An 18,123-nucleotide genomic window follows, 5' to 3' on the forward strand; every position below is an offset into this window, starting at 1 on the left:
TAAAATTTAGCTATTATCAAAATAATACTTTATATATAATCGATTATGTGTTATTTTAATAATAATCCTATATTATTTTAGTGTCAAGCCAATTCAACTGAAATCATAGGATTAATCAGAAATATTTTTCTTAAACATATGTTTAGAAATAGAGTTTTAAAAAGATATCTTTGCCACATATTTTATTTAGAGTATTTTTATTATTTAGTATACGCTACATAATAAATTACATAACAAAAATTTGAGTATCAATATATTTAAATAAGGGGGCGTAACATTCATATGGAAACTAAAAAATACGTATATCTTTTCAACGAAGGAAATGCAAATATGAAAAACTTACTCGGCGGAAAAGGGGCTAATCTTGCTGAGATGATGAATTTAGGAATACCTGTTCCAGAAGGGTTTACTTTATCTACTGAAGCTTGCACAAGATACTACGAAGATGGCAAAAAGTTATCTGAAGAAGCAATAACTCAGATTTATGAAGCACTGATTAAGGTTGAAGAAATGACTGGTAAAAAGTTTGGTGGCGTTGACAACCCTTTGCTTGTTTCAGTAAGATCTGGAGCTAGAGTTTCAATGCCAGGTATGATGGATACTATATTAAACCTAGGACTAAATGATGAAACTGTAGAAGGACTAACCAAGTTAACTAACAATGAGAGATTTGCGTATGACTCATATAGAAGATTTATTCAAATGTTCTCTGATGTTGTTATGGGAATTGAAAAGAGAAAGTTCGAAGATATTCTTGATGAAGTTAAAACTGTTAAAGGAGCTAAATTTGATAATGAATTGACTTCATCTGATTTGAAAGAAGTTGTTAAGAAATATAAGGATTTATATCAGCAAGAAATGGGAAAGGATTTTCCTCAGGACCCAAAGGAACAGCTGCTAGAAGCAATAACCGCTGTATTTAGATCTTGGGACAATCCAAGAGCTATAGTTTACAGAAGATTAAATGACATTCCAAGAGAATGGGGAACTGCAGTTAACGTTCAATCAATGGTATTTGGTAATATGGGAGAAACTTCAGGAACTGGAGTTGCATTTACAAGAAATCCTGCTACTGGAGAAAACCTTATATTTGGTGAATATTTAATAAATGCACAGGGAGAAGATGTTGTTGCTGGTATAAGAACACCTCATCCAATATCAAGATTAGAGCAGGACTTACCACAGTGCTATAAACAGTTTATGGAAATATCAGAAAAATTAGAAAAGCACTATAAAGATATGCAGGATATGGAGTTTACTATTGAGCAGGGAAAACTATATTTCTTGCAAACAAGAAATGGCAAAAGAACAGCTCAGGCTGCACTAAAGATTGCTGTTGACTTAGTGGAAGAAGGTCTTATTACAAAGGAAGAAGCAATATTAAAAGTTGATCCTAAGCAGTTAGACTCGTTATTACACCCAAGCTTTGATCAAAAAGAATTAGAAAATACTGAGGTTATCGCAAAGGGCCTTCCAGCTTCACCAGGTGCTGCTTGCGGAAAAGTTTATTTTACTGCAGAGACGGCAAAGGATCACCACGAGCAAGGTGAAAAGGTAATATTAGTAAGACTTGAAACATCACCAGAGGATATAGAGGGTATGGTAGCTGCTGAAGGTATACTTACAGCAAGAGGAGGAATGACTTCCCATGCTGCAGTTGTTGCTAGAGGAATGGGAACTTGTTGTATAGCTGGATGTGCTGATTTGAAAATAGATGAGGAAGCTAAGACTTTTAAGTTAAGTGGAAAGTTATATAAAGAGGGAGATTATATATCCTTAGATGGTAGTACAGGAAATGTTTATGGGCAAGCTATTAAAACTACTGAGAATGAAATAGGCGGACATTTTAAAGCATTTATGGTCTGGGCGGATGAAATAAGAAAGTTAAAGGTTAGAACTAATGCTGATACACCAAGAGATGCTGAGCATGCTGTTAAGTTTGGTGCAGAAGGTATAGGACTTTGCAGAACTGAGCATATGTTCTTTGATGAAGAGAGAATACCAGCAGTTAGAGAGATGATAGTTTCAAAGACAGAATTTCAGAGAAGAAAGGCATTAGATAAATTACTCCCAATGCAGAGAGAAGACTTTATCGGAATTTATGAGGCTATGGAGGATAGACCGGTAACTATAAGACTGCTAGACCCACCACTACATGAATTTTTACCACAAGTGGATGAAGATATAAGAGATTTAGCTGAAGAAATGGAATTAAATTTTGAAGAGTTAAAGGCAACTGTTGAATCTTTACATGAATTTAATCCAATGATGGGACATAGAGGATGCCGTCTTCCTGTGTCATATCCAGAGATAGCAGAGATGCAGACTAGAGCTGTAATAGAAGCGGCTATAGATGTTAAAAAGAGAAAAGGTTACAATATAGTGCCAGAGATAATGATCCCTCTTGTTGGAGAAGTAAAGGAATTAAAGTTTGTAAAAAATATAGTTGTGACAATTGCTGAAGAAGTAATTGCTAAAGAGGGGATAGACTTAAAATATTTAGTAGGTACTATGATAGAAATACCAAGAGCAGCTCTTACAGCAGATGAAATAGCTAAGGAAGCTGAATTCTTTTCCTTTGGAACAAATGATTTAACTCAAATGACCTTTGGTTTCTCTAGGGATGATGCGGGTAAGTTCTTAGAGGACTACTATAACAATAAAATATATCAATTTGATCCATTCCAAAAATTAGACCAGGTAGGAGTAGGTAAACTTGTTAAGATGGCAGCAGAGCTTGGAAAACAAACAAGACCAGATATTCATCTTGGAATATGTGGAGAGCATGGCGGAGATCCATCTTCTATAGAATTCTGTCATAATGTTGGATTAGATTACGTATCCTGTTCACCATTTAGAGTTCCAGTAGCAAGACTTGCTGCTGCACAGGCTCAGGTTAAAAACTGTAGAAAATAAGTAAAGAATATAATAATCATAATCTCTATGCTTTTAATGCCTGATTATTAAATTAAACAGGAGGAAAACTTATGAAATACCGTAAACTAGGAAAGACTGGAATTGATATATCTGCACTGGGATTTGGAATGATGCGTCTTCCTATGTTGGGAGGCACAAAGGTAGACGTGAAGGCTTCGGTGAATATGTTACGCCAGGCCATTGATCAGGGACTGAACTACGTTGATACGGCCTACAATTATCTTGATGGAGAAAGTGAGTGTATAACAGGTAAGGCACTTCAAGATGGATACCTCGATAAGGTTTATGTAGCAACAAAAGCGCCAACATGGCTATTTAGAAGCGAGTCAGATTTCGATCGCATTTTGGACGAACAACTTCGTAGATTGCAAACAGATACAATCGACTTCTATTTATTGCATGGTATGAACAAGAACTTTTGGAAGGAGAAGGTACTACGCTTTAACGTGCTCGGCAAAATGGAAGCTGCCAAGAAATGTGGAAAAATCAATCACATTGGCTTTTCATTTCATGACACTTTGGAGACATTTAAAGAGATTATTGACTATTATCCATATTGGGAGTTTTGTCAGATTCAACTTAATTATCTAGACACCATGTTCCAGGCCGGGATTGAAGGACTTAAATACGCAGGAGCTAGAGGCTTAGGAGTTATAATAATGGAGCCGCTCCGCGGTGGTTATTTGGCGAATGTGCCTCCTGAGGTACAAAAGATTTTCCGTGAAGCTGACGTATATAAGGACCCCGTGGAATGGGCATTGGATTTCCTATGGAATATGCCAGAAGTCTCCTTGATACTAAGCGGCATGGGAAATTCGCAGCAGGTACAGAATAATCTCCATTATGCTGAGAGATCATCAGTTGGCATGCTAAATGAGCAGTATGAAGCAATCTACCAAAAGGTACAGGCGCAGTTTAAAAAGTATGCAGTCATTCCATGTACTGGATGTGCATATTGTATGCACTGCCCTAAAAACGTGGCAATCCCCTATAATTTTTCCGTTTTTAATGAGTACCACACGAATGGAAATCTTGAAAAGAGCAAACAGTTGTATAGGGAGTGGATTCCTATATTTGGTGCACAGGCTTCAAAATGCATTGCCTGCCATAAATGTGAACAGATTTGTCCTCAGCATATTAAAATCAGCGAATGGATGCCAAAAGTACATAAACTACTTCGTTAAAATATTTTTATGGTGTTAACAGCTAAAAGTCAGGCAGAACTTGTTCAAAAATCAGACGAAATAAATATTAGTAAATAAGTTCATTTCTCTAGCTTTATCATATTAACACCTTCTAAGATTATAAATCAAATTTTAAGTACTTATGTTTAATTATTTTTCCACGTATCTATAAATTTATACAAAAACGTTTGGGGACCCCAAAAGTCAAAATGCTCCATCATTTTTGACTTTTGAGGTCCCCCATATTTCTTTCTTAATATTCCATAAACTTTAAGTTATCACTAATTATTAAATCCGCTTCAGTTTCTCTTAATATGTCTTCAACAGTTACATCTGGTGCAATTTCTTTTAAAACAAGACCATTTGGTGTTACTTCCATAACCCCCATCTCAGTAACAATAAGACTAACCTTTCCAGCAGCTGTAAGTGGCAATTTACATTCTTTCAATATTTTAGGCTCTCCTTTAGCTGTATGAAGCATTGCAATTATAACCTTCTTTGCTCCACTTACTAGATCCATTGCACCACCCATCCCTGGAACCATCTTGCCTGGAACCATAAAATTTGCTAGGTTACCTTTTTGATCTACTTCTAAAGCACCTAAAACAGTAGCGCTTACATGACCACCTCTAATAATTCCAAAGGATGTAGCGCTATCGAAAAATGCAGCTCCTTTTCTTATAGTTACAGGTTGTCCACCAGCATTTACAATATCTTTATCTAATTCGTACTCTTCAGGCTGTGATCCTAAACCTACAAAACCATTTTCTGATTGTAATACAACATTAACCCCTTCAGGTATATAATTAGCAACCATAGTAGGAAGGCCTATACCCAAATTTACTACATCTCCGTCTCTTAATTCTTTTGCAATTCTCTTTGCAATAAATTCTTTTACATTTTTGCCGCTCATTATCTTTCGCCTCCAACAATGTAGTCTACAAATATTCCCGGTGTCATTACATGACTTGGATCTAGTTCTCCTACTTCAACAATCTTTTCTGCACCAGCTATTACTAAATCAGCTGCTGTTGCAATTAATGGGTTGAAGTTTCTTGTAGAAGCGTTATAAAAAACATTACCATCTTTATCTACAATAGAACCACCTATTATTGCTACATCTGCTCTCAATGGTAATTCTAAAAGGTATTCCTTACCCCCAACCCTCAATTTTTCTTTTCCTTCTTCTACGATAGTTCCAACACCTGTTTCTGTTAAAAAACCACCTATACCTGCACCACCGCATCTGATTTGTTCTGCTAGTGTTCCCTGAGGTACTAATTCTACTATTAATTCTTTAGCGTTCATTTGTCTTCCAGTTTCAGGATTAAGGCCTATATGAGAAGCTATAACTTTTTTTACTCTTTTATTTGTAACAAGTTTTCCTATTCCTTTATCCGAATATCCAGTATCATTAGCAATAATCGTTAGGTCTTTTACACCCTTTTTTAATATTCCATCAATCAATATTTCCGGAGTTCCTACTGTCATGAAGCCCCCTACCATTAATGTCATACCATCTTTTATATATTCAACAGCTTCATCAACATCTTTAATTTTATTCATATTTTTCACCTTCTCTTTAATCAATAATTTTTTCACAAATATATGTAGCAACTTATATGCCAAACATCAAGGAAATCTTCCACGTTTTCACATTAATATTTATATCCTCTTGGCATTACTCTATTTTGCCATCAGATTCTAATATCGACAAATTATTTTAAAACAATAAACGTCGCAATATAACGACAGCGTCGCAATGTTACGACACTGAAGTGTCTTCTTGTTGCGACGCTGTTGTTTCTTTCAAATCTTGCTTATATTTGTTTATTCTTCTATAAAGCGCTGAACGGTGAACTCCAAGTTGTTTTGCCGCCTTAGTAAAATTACCTTGGTTTTCCTCTAAGACATGACTAATGTAAGCCTCTGCTGCACTATCCAAATAATCTTTAAGCGAGTCAAACCTGCCAAATGGTGAGCATGAATTTTTAATTTCTTGTAATTTTTCAACTTGTTCTAAACAATTACTATTAGGAATTTTAATATCAATAATTATTTCATCCTTAGCAGAAATAATATATGCTCGTTCAATGACATTTCGTAGTTCTCTTATGTTACCTGGCCACGAATAGGATAGTAAATCGTTAATCATATAAGGAGAAATATATTTTTTAGTATTATGATTTGCATTTAATGTATTTAAAAATTGTTCAGCTAAAGGAATAATATCCTCTTTTCTTTTTCTTAGGGGAGGAATATTAATGGGAAATACACTTAATCTATAATATAAATCTTCACGAAACTTTTTCTCTAGAACCATTTGCCTCATATCTCTGTTTGTTGCACAAATAATTCTCACATCAATCTTCATGTTACTAGTGCCACCTATACGACGAATTTCTCTATTCTCAATCACCCGTAACAACTTGGATTGAAATGTAATAGGTAATTCACCTATTTCATCCAAAAAAATAGTTCCATGGTTTGCAACTTCAAACAGACCAGGCTTTCCCTTGGAACTTGCACCTGTGAAAGAACCTTTTTCATAACCAAAGAATTCAGACTCTAGTAAGTTTTCAGGAATTGCAGCACAATTTATGCTTATAAATGCATTTTTTCCACGTTTACTTTTTTGGTGAATAAGATTGGCAACTACATCCTTACCAGTACCAGACTCACCTGAAATTGCTACAATGCTATCTGTTTTTGATACTATATTAGCTTGATTTAGTACATTTATCATGACATCACTCTCTGCAATAATTTGCTTATCATCTTTTCTCCGAAGATATTCAACCTCTGTTTTATATCTTTCAACTTTTTCTCGCTCCTTTTCCAGTACATCCATAATATATTTTAAATTTTTTTCATTATTACTGTTTGTAATAACAAATTTAACATTATCATTTGAGTCTAAAATAGGTGTACTTATTGAAACAAGTTCACTTGCTTCACTAGGATGAATAACAGTTGTTGCTGTTTTTTTTGTTTTAATAGCCTCCAATACAGATGATCCTTGATAGTATCCTTGGTCAATAATCTCTTGTACTGTCCTTCCTATCAAAATTTCCTCAGGAATTGCCATAAGCTTAGCTGCAATAGAATTTACAAAAATCACAGTTCCTACACCATCGGTAATAAAAATAGACTCTTGTGAGTTTTCTATAAATGCTTTCAACACTTGCATGCTGAACTGACTGTCTCCCTTAAACATTACATCCTCCCTCTTAAGTTAAAAGTTAATTTGCAAACTTTACTTATATAATAAAAAATTCCTTGCATCGTAGATAAGTATTAAATCACCATTCTGGAAGCAAGAAATTTATCTTTATTATAACATAACAACATAGCTAATAAAGTTTTATTCGACTTATTTTGTATTAATTAATCTAAATAACTTAGGAAATTTAGGCAAGATTTTAGAAATAAGAAAACAACAATATTTGGGTTTGTTCATAAAATTTTATTGACTAACCACTCTACTGTTGCTTCTCCAACTAAAAATAATTGGGATAGATTTTTCAAATGCTATTTGTCCTTACTTGGGCTGGATTATAAGGTTGATCATCTTTCATATTTAAAGAAACCTCTCTGAGTCTTTCTTCCTAAATATCCAGCTCTAACATACTTTCTTAGTAATGAGTGAGCTCTATACTTTGTATCTCCTGTTTCTTTATACAAAATATCCATTATAGCTAAACATACATCTAACCCTATAAGGTCACCTAATGCTAATGGACCCATTGGATGATTAGCTCCAAGCATCATAGCTTTATCTATATCTTCAGCAGAAGCTATGCCTTCCGCTAATATTCCAGTAGCTTCGTTTATCATAGGCACTAATATTCTGTTTACAACAAATCCTGGAGCTTCTGCAACCTCAACTGGCTCCTTTCCAATAGCTATTGATAACTCTTTAATATTATCAAAGGTTTCTTGTGACGTAGCCATTCCTTTTATTATCTCTACAAGTTTCATAACTGGGGCTGGATTAAAGAAATGCATTCCTATGACTTTGTCCGGTCTATTTGTTGCTGCTGCCACTTCAGTTATGGATAATGATGATGTATTTGAAGCTAGAATTGTTTCAGGCTTACATATTCTATCTAAGTCTCCGAATATCTGCTTTTTTATTTCCATGTTCTCCACAGCTGCTTCAACTACCAAGTCACAATCTGCTGCTAAATTTAAGTCTGTTGTTCCTGTGATTCTATCAGCTAAGGAATCTGCACCTTCCTGACTCATCTTACCTTTAGTTACTAACTTAGAAAGACCTTTCTTTATTCCTGTAATTCCTCTTTCAACAAATTCGTCCTTTATATCTCTTAGTATTACTTCATATCCTTTAGCTGCAAAGGCTTGAGCTATTCCAGCTCCCATAGTTCCTGCACCAAGTACACATATCTTTTTCATAATTACTCTCCTCCATATTCAGATATTGATAGCCTTTTAAATTTTATATTTTATAATCCTAATATCCAGTAGTAAATAATTATAATATTGGTTGACAGATAGAAAATCTGTTTTCACCTATTTCCTAACTGTCAACTATCCTATGGCACCCCAAATTGGTGGCACCTAGTATGCTAATTTAATTAATTTGCCATTTCCTTAACTTGTGCTATAATTTCAGGAATAACTTTTTTGTAATCTCCAACTATAGCTAAGTCTGCAACCTTCATAATTGAAGCATCTGCATCCTTATTTATAGCTATTATGTAATCACTATCCTGCATACCAGCTAAATGCTGTATTGCTCCTGATATACCACAAGCTATATAAAGGTTAGGTCTTACTGTCTTACCAGTTTGTCCAACTTGATAAGCTTTATCTAACCATCCATTATCTATAGCTGCTCTTGATCCAGCTACTGTTCCTTCTAATGTATCTGCAAGCTCTTTTAAGATTTCAAAGCCTTCTTTATTTCCTATTCCTCTTCCACCTGCAACTATTACCTTAGCTTCTCCGATATCTATGATGTCTTTAGCTACCTTAATTACTTCTACTACTTCAGTTCTGATATCTGCTTCACTTAAATTTGCAGTAACCTTTTGGATCTCTCCAGTTCTTGTAGTGTCCTTTGCCAATTTCTCAAACACTCCTGGTCTTACTGTTGACATCTGTGGTCTGTGAGCTCCACAAACTATTGTAGCCATTAAGTTTCCACCGAAGGCTGGTCTTGTCATAAGCAAATTGCCATTCTCTGAATCTACATCAAGAGATGTACAGTCAGCTGTAAGTCCTGTAGCAAGTCTCGCTGCTACTCTTGGCCCTAAGTCTCTTCCTATAAATGAAGCCCCAACTAATATTGCCTCTGGTTTTATATCATTTACTAAATCACATATAACCTTTGCATATCCATCTGTTGTAAAATGCTTTAACAGTGGATTTTCTGCATAAATTACTTTGTCTGCTCCATATGCTATTAACTCTTTTGCTATATCATCTATATCACTTCCAAGTAAAAGAGCTGTTAACTCCACTCCTAACTTGTCAGCTAATTCTCTTCCTTTTCCTAATAATTCTAAGGATACTTTTTGAAGCTTTCCATCTCTTTGTTCAGCAAATACCCATATGCCTTTGTAAGCTGCTATACTCATTGTTATTTCCTCCTATACTAGATGTAGTGTCTCTCTTTTAATTTTGAAACTGCATATACTGCTGCTTCCTTTGCTGGTTGATTTATTATCTCCCCTTGTCCCTTTGCTTCCTTTGTCATTGACTTCTTAACTTTTGTTGGCGATCCAGCTAAGCCAAGTAGAGACTTGTCTACATCTATATCTGCTGTACTCCATACTTTTACTTCCTTCTTGAAGGTTTCAAATATGTTTGCCATATTCATGTATCTTGGATCATTTAATTCTTTTATAGCTGTTAAAAGCACTGGGGTTTTAACCTTTATTACTTCATATCCGTCTTCCCATGCCCTTTGTACTTTTAAAGAATCTCCATCAACTTCAACTTTTTCTACATAAGTTACCTGTGGAATATTCAAATGTTCTGCTATTTCTGGGCCAACCTGTGCAGTATCCCCATCTATTGCTTGTCTTCCTGCCAATATTATGTCATAGTCTAGCTTTCTTAATGCTCCTGCTAATGCATGAGAAGTAGCTAATGTATCAGCTCCTCCAAAGGCTCTATCTGATAAAAGTATTGCTTCGTCGGCTCCCATAGCTAATGCTTCCCTTAAAGCATTTTGTGCCTGTTGAGGTCCCATGCTTAATATAGTAACCTTAGCACCTATCTTGTCCTTTAATACTAGTGCTTCCTCTAAGGCATTTTTGTCATCTGGATTTATTATTGATGGAACACCATCTCTTATTAATGTTCCTGTTTTGGGATCTATTTTAACTTCTGTTGTGTCTGGAACTTGTTTTAAACAAACTACTATGTTCATTCCTATAAACCTCCTTATTTAAATATGCTTCCTGCGATAACCATCTTTTGAACCTGTGAAGTTCCTTCATATATTTCAGTTATCTTAGCATCTCTCATCATTCTTTCTACTGGGTACTCCTTTGTATATCCATATCCCCCGAATAACTGAACTGCTTTAGTTGTTACATCCATTGCCACATTAGCAGCATGAAGCTTTGCCCTAGCAGCCTCTACAGTATAAGGAAGTCCTTGATCTTTAAGCCATGCAGCTTTATATAACAAGTACTTAGCAGACTCAATAGCTACATCCATATCTGCCATGATCCAAGCTAAGCCCTGGAATTTATCTAGACTCTTTCCAAACTGTTTTCTCTCTTTCATATATGCTTTAGTTTCATTAAAGGCACCTTCTGCTATACCTAAAGCTTGAGCTGCTATACCAATTCTTCCTCCATCAAGAGTGTTCATTGCTATACCAAAGCCCTTTCCTTCTTTTCCAAGCATATTTTCCACTGGGACTATCATGTCTTCAAATATAAGCTCTGTTGTTGAAGATCCTCTTATACCCAATTTATCTTCAACCTTTCCTATGGAGAAGCCTTTAAAGCCTTTTTCTATTATGAAAGCTGATATTCCCTTTGTTCCTTTACTTCTATCAGTCATTGCAAATATAACAAATGTATCAGCAACTCCTCCATTTGTTATAAATATTTTTGAACCATTAATCACATAATGATCTCCATTTAAAACTGCTGTAGTTTGTTGTCCTGAAGCATCTGTTCCAGCATTTGGCTCAGTTAAACCAAAGGCCCCTATTTTTTCTCCCTTTAAAAGGGCTGGTAGGTACTTTTCTTTTTGTGCTGGAGTACCAAAGTGTTCTATTGGGTATGCACATAATGAAGTATGTGCTGATACTATAACCCCTGTAGTGCCACAAACTTTTGATAACTCTTCTACTGCTATTGCGTAGGAAAGATTATCTCCACCTGCTCCATCATATTCTTTAGAAAAGGGAATACCCATAATTCCATACTCAGACATCTTTTCTACTGTTTCCATAGGAAATCTTTCTGTTTCATCTATTTCTGCTGCCAATGGTTTAACTTCATTTTCAGCGAATTCTCTTACCATCTTCTGTACTAATTGCTGTTCCTTTGTCAATTCAAAATTCATTTATTGTTACCTCCTATCTATTTTTAAAGCATTTATCTCTTTTGTCTATAAATGCTGCCATACCTTCTTTTTGATCTTCTGTTGAAAAGCATTGTGCAAATACTTCAGCTTCATAGGATATTCCACTATCTATGTCGCATTGCATTCCTCTGCTTATAGCTGCTTTAGAAAGCTTAACAGCAATTGGTGCTTGAGCTGCCATAGTATTAGCTAATGTCTTAACCTCATCCATTAATTGTTCTGGTTCAACTACTTTATTGACCAATCCTATTCTTAAAGCTTCCTGTGCATCTATCACTTTTCCAGAGAATATAAGTTCCTTCGCCATTCCTTCACCAACAAGTCTTGGCAGCCTTTGAGTTCCTCCAAAACCTGGAGTTATTCCAAGACCAACTTCAGGTTGTCCAAACTTAGCCTTTGAGGAAGCTATTCTTATATCACAGGCCATAGATAATTCACATCCTCCACCTAATGCAAAACCATTGACTGCTGCTATAACTGGTTTTCCCATATTTTCTAACATTCGAAAAACCTTATTGCCCAATATCCCAAATCTTCTGCCTTCGTCACTATTAAGGTTCTCCATTTCACTTATATCTGCTCCTGCTACAAATGCTTTTCCTGTTCCAGTAAGTATTACTGCTAAAATTTCTTTATCTTCACACAGTTCATCAATGACAATATCTAATTCTTTTAAAATTTCTGAATTAATCGAATTTAGTGCCTTAGGTCTATTAATTGTAACTATTGCAATCTTGCATTCTTTTTCAAGAATTATATTTTTTAATTCCATACACATCCTCCTATGGTTACATGATTAAAAATTGTCATCAAATTGAAAACAATTAATATAAAATTGTAATACCCCATATTTTAAACAAAGCAAATTTTATGCCAAAATTACAATATATTCTTAGTTTCATTAATTTCATTTGTTATATAACTAAAAAACACATGATTTTTTAGTTTTTTTTAATAATTCTCAAAAGTTTTCACATTTTTTAATTATTCATTCTATAGATTTACTATATAAATATCAAATACTCTGTAGTTATATAGTATTATGCTCTAAAGAGCCCTACCAATTAAAATATTCAAATTATGAGCGAAATCTATTATTGAAGAATCAGTTAAAATAATTGGTGTTGCAATTTCAGAACAGTGTCGCATTATTGCAACATTATTGTGTCTTTGTGTTGCGACACTATTGTTTTTCAACTCTTGCCAATGATCATAATCAACGTTTTGCAAATACCTTTGATATATTTAAGCACTAGGACAAACTAAGAGGTTGGATGAATAAAATTGATTAATTAAGCGGGCTACCAAATCCTTTATTTCAGGTAAAAGATATCTATAATATAATAAGACATGGAACTTTAAATGACTTTTCTATAATTTAGGGATACATCTAATTTAGGTAAAGGGTAAGCACAGCCCCATTATATAAGAAGCTGTGCTTTTTCATAGACATAAATTACGTTGGTATACTATAATTTAATCATAAAAAAATATAAAGTATGTTGTTTTAATAACATATTTAGTAAAAAATTTGTATTTGAGAAATGTTACTTTTTATCAGTTATTATTAATCAAACTTTTCCCGTTAGTTGAAATTACTTCTTTATACCAATAGAAGCTCTTTTTCTTATATCTTTCTAATGTACCTGTTCCATCATCATGTCTATCAACATAGATAAAACCATAACGCTTTCTAAGTTCAGCCGTTGATGCACTAACAAGGTCAATACATCCCCAAGTAGTATAACCCCAAAGTTCCACACCATCTTCAATTGCCTCAGCTACTTGAACTAAGTGATCATTTAAGTATTGAATTCTATAATCATCATTTACAGTTTTATTGCCATTTTCATCAGTAATTAACTCATCAAATGCACCTAAGCCATTTTCAACTATAAATAATGGTTTTTGATATCTATCATAGAATTGATTTAAGATATATCTTAATCCTTGTGGGTCTATCTGCCATCCCCAATCTGATGCTTTTAAATATGGGTTTGGAACTCCACCAATAAGATTTCCTTTGCCCCTTATATCCTTTTCAGGATCTCCAGTTGCACAAGCACTCATGTAGTAGCTAAATGAAATGAAATCTACTGTATGCTTTAAGATTTCCTTATCACCAGGCTCCATTTTGATTTCTATATTATTTTCCTTAAAGAATCTGTTCATATATCTTGGATATTCCCCTCTTGCATGAACATCTCCAAAGAAAAGATTTACTCTATCTTGTTCCATCGCCTTTAGTACATCACTTGGTTTTGGTGTTAACGGATAATTTGGAATTCCAAGAACCATGCATCCAATTTTAAATTCTGGATTTATTTCATGACCAATTTTTACTGCTAATGCACTTGCAACTAACTCATGATGCATAGCTTGATATAAATCTTGTTTGCTTAATTGTTCCTTTGGTGTCCATATTCCTGCACTCATATAAGGGAAATGTGTTGCTGAATTTATTTCATTGAAAGTTAGCCAATATTTCACCTTATTTTTATATCTCGTAAATATTGTTCTTGCATAGTTTTCAAAGAATCCTATTAGTTTTCTATTTACCCAACCATCATAATTCTTAGAAAGTTCAAGAGGTGTTTCGTAATGAGAAATTGTAACTAGAGGTTCAATCCCATATTTTAAACATTCATCGAATAAGTTATCATAAAATTGTAAACCTTTCTCATTTGGCTCTACATCATCACCGTTTGGAAATATTCTAGACCATGCAATAGATGTTCTAAAGGTTTTAAAGCCCATTTCCGCAAATAACTTGATGTCTTCTTTATACCTATGATAGAAATCAATCCCTATTAGTTTCATGTTATCTTCTGTTGGTTCTTCTGTAATTGCTCCCATTATGCCTCTTGGCGCTATATCCTGTGTTGATAATCCCTTACCATCTTCATTGTATGCACCTTCACATTGGTTAGCTGCTACTGCACCTCCCCATAAGAAACCGTCTGGAAATTTATTTATATTGTTCTGCATAATTAATTCCTCCTAAAGTTAGATTTTTATTTATCTTACTGCATAGGTGTATATCTTTCTTAATGTAAATAAAATTACTATTTTTATCATCCACTACTTACAAATAATAGCCATCATTTTCTATGTTTTAAAAAATGATGGCATTAGGCTTCATAATTAGGAAATAAAGTAAGAACTATAATATTATAAAATTATTATTACCTATACTACAGTTAATAATATTTCTCCCTTTTTAATTTGATTTATATCATCCGCTATAACATCTACATAATCCTTAGAATTTGTAACAATAACAGGTGTTATAACTTCATATCCTTCTTCCTTAATTTTTTCAATATCAAATTTAATTATCAAATCTCCTTGCTTCACTTTATCACCTTGCTTAGCTATTTGAGTGAAATGTTTTCCTTCTAATTGAACTGTATTTATTCCAATATGGATTAATATCTCTACGCCATCTTCAGATACAATTCCAATAGCATGTTTTGTTGGAAATATTGTTGTAATTGTTCCATTGACTGGTGATAATACTTCGCCAACAGTTGGTTCAATAGCAACACCTTTCCCCATTGTTTCTGATGAGAAAACAGAATCATTTACTTCTGTTAACAACTTAACTTCTCCAGTTAGTGGACTTGCAACAACTTTTTTTCTTATAAGTAATTCACTATCTATGTCTGTTTTATTTTGAGAGACTTCATGTTTATCTTCAAATCCTAATGTTATAGTAAGAATCATTGATACAATAAAAGAAACTGCCACAGCTATTACATAAGATGTCATTGGTGAAAATGCCGGAATTGTTGTTAAACAAGGGAAGGCAAAAACTTTTTCCTTCACTCCAAGGAAGCCGCTAACTGCTCCACCAATTGCTCCCGCAACAGCTACATAAGGAATTGTACGTCTGTATCTTAATAGTAGTCCATAAATAATAGGCTCTGTTACTCCAGATAATAATCCCGGTAATAATGTAGATCCTGCAAGTGTTTTAAGTTTTTTGTCCTTTGCTCTTAAGAAAACTCCAAGAGCTAAACCCATTTGAGCAAACGGAGCAGCTGCAGCCATAGCTATAATTGGGTCACCACCAGCGGCAAGATTTGCTAAAATAATAGGTACAAGTCCCCAATGAAGACCTAGAACAGTTAAAAATGTCCAAGCGGCTCCCATAATAGCGCCTGTTATTATACCACTTTTAGCACTTAGGAAACTAATTCCTTCTCCAATTGCATTTCCAGCGTAAACGCCAAAAGGTCCAAAAGCCATTGCCGTTAAAGGTACCATAATCATTAAAGATAACATAGGAACTAAAAACATCTGTACATCTTTTTGAACAACTTTCTTTAAAAATCTTTCAAGTATTGCAAATATACTAATAGCTATAAAAATTGGGAAAACAGACGATGAATAACTCATTAATACTACTGGCAAACCTATAAATGTAGTTGTTTTACCTGCAGCTAACAAAGCTGTAAAATTAGGTTCTAGAAGTGCCCCTCCAATAGCGGCTGCTACATAAGGATTTGCCTCTAACTTTATAGCACAAGTAACTCCTAGAAAAATTGGCAAGAAGTAGAATACAGCATTTGCTGCTGCAGATAAAATAGAATAAGTTCCACTCTTGTCAGACAATAAATGAGTCATTGTAAGAACTGTCAGCAGCGCTTTAAGCATACCTGATCCAGCAAGTGCTGGAAGTAATGGCGAAAAACTTCCTGAAATAACTTCAAAAATTCTAGAAGTAACTGATCCTTTGCTTTCAGGTTCTGAACTTGAGCTTGTTCCAAAACCACCAATTTTCATTATTTCCTTGTATACATTAGAAACATCACTACCAATAACTACTTGAAATTGTCCTCCACTCTCAACTACACTTAAAATACCATTGACTTTTTCAAGTTCTGACTTGCTTGCTTTCTTTTTATCTCTTAATTTAAATCTTAACCTTGTGGCACAATGAACAAGGTTTAATACATTTTCCTGTCCTCCAACTAGTTTAAGAATTTCCTTTGCTAAGCTGCTATAGCTCATTTTTTCCACCCCTTAAATTAATTTTATTTGTTGTTATATAAAAATTTATAAGATAAAAAGACCTAAACTATAAACTAAATACCTCAATAGAATCATCCCTCTTTCAGCATGTATATATACTGAAAGCTGAAGACTTTCATAAATGAAGTATTTAGTAAACAATTTAGGTCTTGCCTGAACAACAGTCACAATCCTTAATTATTTACACTATTAAATATTATTTTTTAACTATCTTAATCCCTGCTAATTACTCTCTGAATATGCACTATTAAGTAGGTCATTTCATCATTTGTTATTGTAAATTGATAAGTTTTTTTTATAAACTTTTTTATTCTATCAGCACAATCATAGGCATCTGAATACTTTTCTCTAACTATATCATATAAATAGTCATCATCATTTTTAGAGGCTGTGTGATTTAGCATTCTTTGTGCAAAAAATTTCAAGTGTGTTATTAATCTATGGTAACTTAAAGATTCTTCATCTAATTCAATTCTAAAATGATATTTAATTATACTTAGAATCTCTTGAATGATATTTGTTATATTTACAACATCAGGCATATTCACATTAAGTTGCGAATTTACAATATGCAGTGCAATGGATGCCGCTTCATCTTCTTCTAAACTCACTTCAAGTTTATCTCTTATTATCTCCAAAGCCTTAACTCCGATAGAATATTCCTGTTTATAAAATCTTTTTATTTCCCAAAGCATAGGATTTTTTATGTTTATCCCATCCTTATATCTAGTTAAAGCAAAATTAATATGGTCGGTGAGCGTTAAATATATGTTTTCGTTTAGTTTTTTTCCTAAGGCTTTTTCTGCATACTTTATTATTTCTTCTGAAATCTCCACATATTTTACAGGTATTTCACTTATGATGTTTTTTAATTTTTCAGATACCTCTTTATTCTCTAAAGTAAATATCCTTTCAATTTTTTCTTCTTCTAGCTCATCGCCAGACTTCTTTTTAAATGCTAATCCAAGCCCCATTACAACTATTTCCCTATTTTGCTCATCTAATACGGTTACAGCGTTATTATTTAGTATTTTTTTTATTTTCATTTTATCACCACTTTAAAAATAATTATACTTTACGCAATAGTGGATAACATTATAATCTAGCAATTAGTATTACCCTTCCATAGGAAAATAAAAAACCTAAACTAATATCAGACACTTATACATTTACACACTTTGTACAAGTAAGTCTCATATTAATTTAGGTCTTGCCTGGAAAACCAGTCACAATCCTATTAAAGAACGAAACCGCTATAAGCGGTGGCGGACTCTGTTGCAATTTAGAAATTTGAGTTTAAAATCTAAGATATGTATAAATTTAAAGTGGTAGTTATTTAAGCATAACTACCACTTTTTATCATGAACACTTCTTTTTATCCCTTATATTG

General features: G+C 33.8%; 13 protein-coding genes. 2 read left to right on the top strand and 11 right to left on the bottom strand.

Annotated features, from left to right (window positions below; all coding sequences use genetic code 11):
• The first annotated feature begins 282 nt into the window (after positions 1 to 282).
• Both ppdK and CLMAG_RS25910 read left to right on the top strand, forming a co-directional pair.
• Entirely contained in the window at positions 283 to 2,916 is a 2,634-nt protein-coding gene (gene ppdK / locus CLMAG_RS25905) for a pyruvate, phosphate dikinase (protein WP_066629686.1), read from the top strand.
• 71 nt (positions 2,917 to 2,987) lie between these two features.
• Positions 2,988 to 4,121: an aldo/keto reductase gene (locus CLMAG_RS25910; protein WP_066629689.1), complete on the top strand. Its 1,134-nt coding sequence runs from the start codon at positions 2,988 to 2,990 to the stop codon at positions 4,119 to 4,121.
• 253 nt (positions 4,122 to 4,374) lie between these two features.
• Here the strand turns inward: CLMAG_RS25910 and CLMAG_RS25915 are convergent, their stop codons facing one another.
• The 11 genes from CLMAG_RS25915 to licT form a co-directional block, all read right to left on the bottom strand.
• A complete protein-coding gene (locus CLMAG_RS25915; protein WP_066629692.1) occupies positions 4,375 to 5,034 on the bottom strand; it encodes a 3-oxoacid CoA-transferase subunit B in 660 nt (219 codons plus the stop codon).
• Positions 5,034 to 5,687, bottom strand: a complete 654-nt coding sequence (atoD, locus tag CLMAG_RS25920; protein WP_066629695.1) for an acetate CoA-transferase subunit alpha — start codon at positions 5,685 to 5,687, stop codon at positions 5,034 to 5,036. Before atoD ends, CLMAG_RS25915 begins: the two co-directional genes overlap by 1 nt.
• Positions 5,688 to 5,886: 199 nt before the next feature.
• A complete protein-coding gene (locus tag CLMAG_RS25925; RefSeq protein WP_066629701.1) occupies positions 5,887 to 7,338 on the bottom strand; it encodes a sigma-54 interaction domain-containing protein in 1,452 nt (483 codons plus the stop codon).
• Between the two features lie 350 nt (positions 7,339 to 7,688).
• Positions 7,689 to 8,537, bottom strand: a complete 849-nt coding sequence (locus CLMAG_RS25930; protein ID WP_066629704.1) for a 3-hydroxybutyryl-CoA dehydrogenase — start codon at positions 8,535 to 8,537, stop codon at positions 7,689 to 7,691.
• 182 nt (positions 8,538 to 8,719) lie between these two features.
• Complete coding sequence (locus tag CLMAG_RS25935) at positions 8,720 to 9,724, bottom strand: electron transfer flavoprotein subunit alpha/FixB family protein (protein ID WP_066629706.1); 1,005 nt, start codon at positions 9,722 to 9,724, stop codon at positions 8,720 to 8,722.
• A gap of 17 nt (positions 9,725 to 9,741) precedes the next feature.
• Positions 9,742 to 10,521 carry an electron transfer flavoprotein subunit beta/FixA family protein gene (locus CLMAG_RS25940; protein WP_066629709.1) on the bottom strand — a complete coding sequence of 260 codons (780 nt, stop codon included), beginning with the start codon at positions 10,519 to 10,521 and terminating at the stop codon, positions 9,742 to 9,744.
• A gap of 14 nt (positions 10,522 to 10,535) precedes the next feature.
• Positions 10,536 to 11,675, bottom strand: a complete 1,140-nt coding sequence (locus CLMAG_RS25945) for an acyl-CoA dehydrogenase (protein ID WP_066629713.1) — start codon at positions 11,673 to 11,675, stop codon at positions 10,536 to 10,538.
• Positions 11,676 to 11,688: 13 nt separating this feature from the next.
• Entirely contained in the window at positions 11,689 to 12,468 is a 780-nt protein-coding gene (locus tag CLMAG_RS25950) for a short-chain-enoyl-CoA hydratase (RefSeq protein ID WP_066629715.1), read from the bottom strand.
• A 785-nt stretch (positions 12,469 to 13,253) separates the two neighbouring features.
• On the bottom strand, positions 13,254 to 14,684 hold the full coding sequence (locus CLMAG_RS25955; RefSeq protein ID WP_066629732.1) for a glycoside hydrolase family 1 protein: 1,431 nt from the start codon (positions 14,682 to 14,684) through the stop codon (positions 13,254 to 13,256).
• Positions 14,685 to 14,885: 201 nt separating this feature from the next.
• On the bottom strand, positions 14,886 to 16,712 hold the full coding sequence (locus tag CLMAG_RS25960) for a beta-glucoside-specific PTS transporter subunit IIABC (protein ID WP_066629749.1): 1,827 nt from the start codon (positions 16,710 to 16,712) through the stop codon (positions 14,886 to 14,888).
• 233 nt (positions 16,713 to 16,945) lie between these two features.
• Positions 16,946 to 17,779 (bottom strand): BglG family transcription antiterminator LicT, encoded by an 834-nt coding sequence (gene licT / locus CLMAG_RS25965; RefSeq protein WP_066629752.1) that lies wholly within the window; start codon positions 17,777 to 17,779, stop codon positions 16,946 to 16,948.
• Between the last annotated feature and the right edge of the window lie 344 nt (positions 17,780 to 18,123).

The organism is Clostridium magnum DSM 2767 (genome assembly GCF_001623875.1).
In the GTDB taxonomy this organism is placed as follows: Bacteria; Bacillota; Clostridia; order Clostridiales; family Clostridiaceae; genus Clostridium_AM; species Clostridium_AM magnum.

What these genes read in the sequence shown, in the direction of transcription:
- atoD (WP_066629695.1), bottom strand. Translation starts at nt 5,687, where the DNA reads ATGAATAAAATTAAAGATGTTGATGAAGCTGTTGAATATATAAAAGAT.
- CLMAG_RS25955 (WP_066629732.1), bottom strand. Translation starts at nt 14,684, where the DNA reads ATGCAGAACAATATAAATAAATTTCCAGACGGTTTCTTATGGGGAGGT.
- ppdK (WP_066629686.1), top strand. Translation starts at nt 283, where the DNA reads ATGGAAACTAAAAAATACGTATATCTTTTCAACGAAGGAAATGCAAAT.
- licT (WP_066629752.1), bottom strand. Translation starts at nt 17,779, where the DNA reads ATGAAAATAAAAAAAATACTAAATAATAACGCTGTAACCGTATTAGAT.
- CLMAG_RS25950 (WP_066629715.1), bottom strand. Translation starts at nt 12,468, where the DNA reads ATGGAATTAAAAAATATAATTCTTGAAAAAGAATGCAAGATTGCAATA.
- CLMAG_RS25925 (WP_066629701.1), bottom strand. Translation starts at nt 7,338, where the DNA reads ATGTTTAAGGGAGACAGTCAGTTCAGCATGCAAGTGTTGAAAGCATTT.
- CLMAG_RS25915 (WP_066629692.1), bottom strand. Translation starts at nt 5,034, where the DNA reads ATGAGCGGCAAAAATGTAAAAGAATTTATTGCAAAGAGAATTGCAAAA.
- CLMAG_RS25930 (WP_066629704.1), bottom strand. Translation starts at nt 8,537, where the DNA reads ATGAAAAAGATATGTGTACTTGGTGCAGGAACTATGGGAGCTGGAATA.
- CLMAG_RS25945 (WP_066629713.1), bottom strand. Translation starts at nt 11,675, where the DNA reads ATGAATTTTGAATTGACAAAGGAACAGCAATTAGTACAGAAGATGGTA.
- CLMAG_RS25940 (WP_066629709.1), bottom strand. Translation starts at nt 10,521, where the DNA reads ATGAACATAGTAGTTTGTTTAAAACAAGTTCCAGACACAACAGAAGTT.
- CLMAG_RS25910 (WP_066629689.1), top strand. Translation starts at nt 2,988, where the DNA reads ATGAAATACCGTAAACTAGGAAAGACTGGAATTGATATATCTGCACTG.
- CLMAG_RS25935 (WP_066629706.1), bottom strand. Translation starts at nt 9,724, where the DNA reads ATGAGTATAGCAGCTTACAAAGGCATATGGGTATTTGCTGAACAAAGA.
- CLMAG_RS25960 (WP_066629749.1), bottom strand. Translation starts at nt 16,712, where the DNA reads ATGAGCTATAGCAGCTTAGCAAAGGAAATTCTTAAACTAGTTGGAGGA.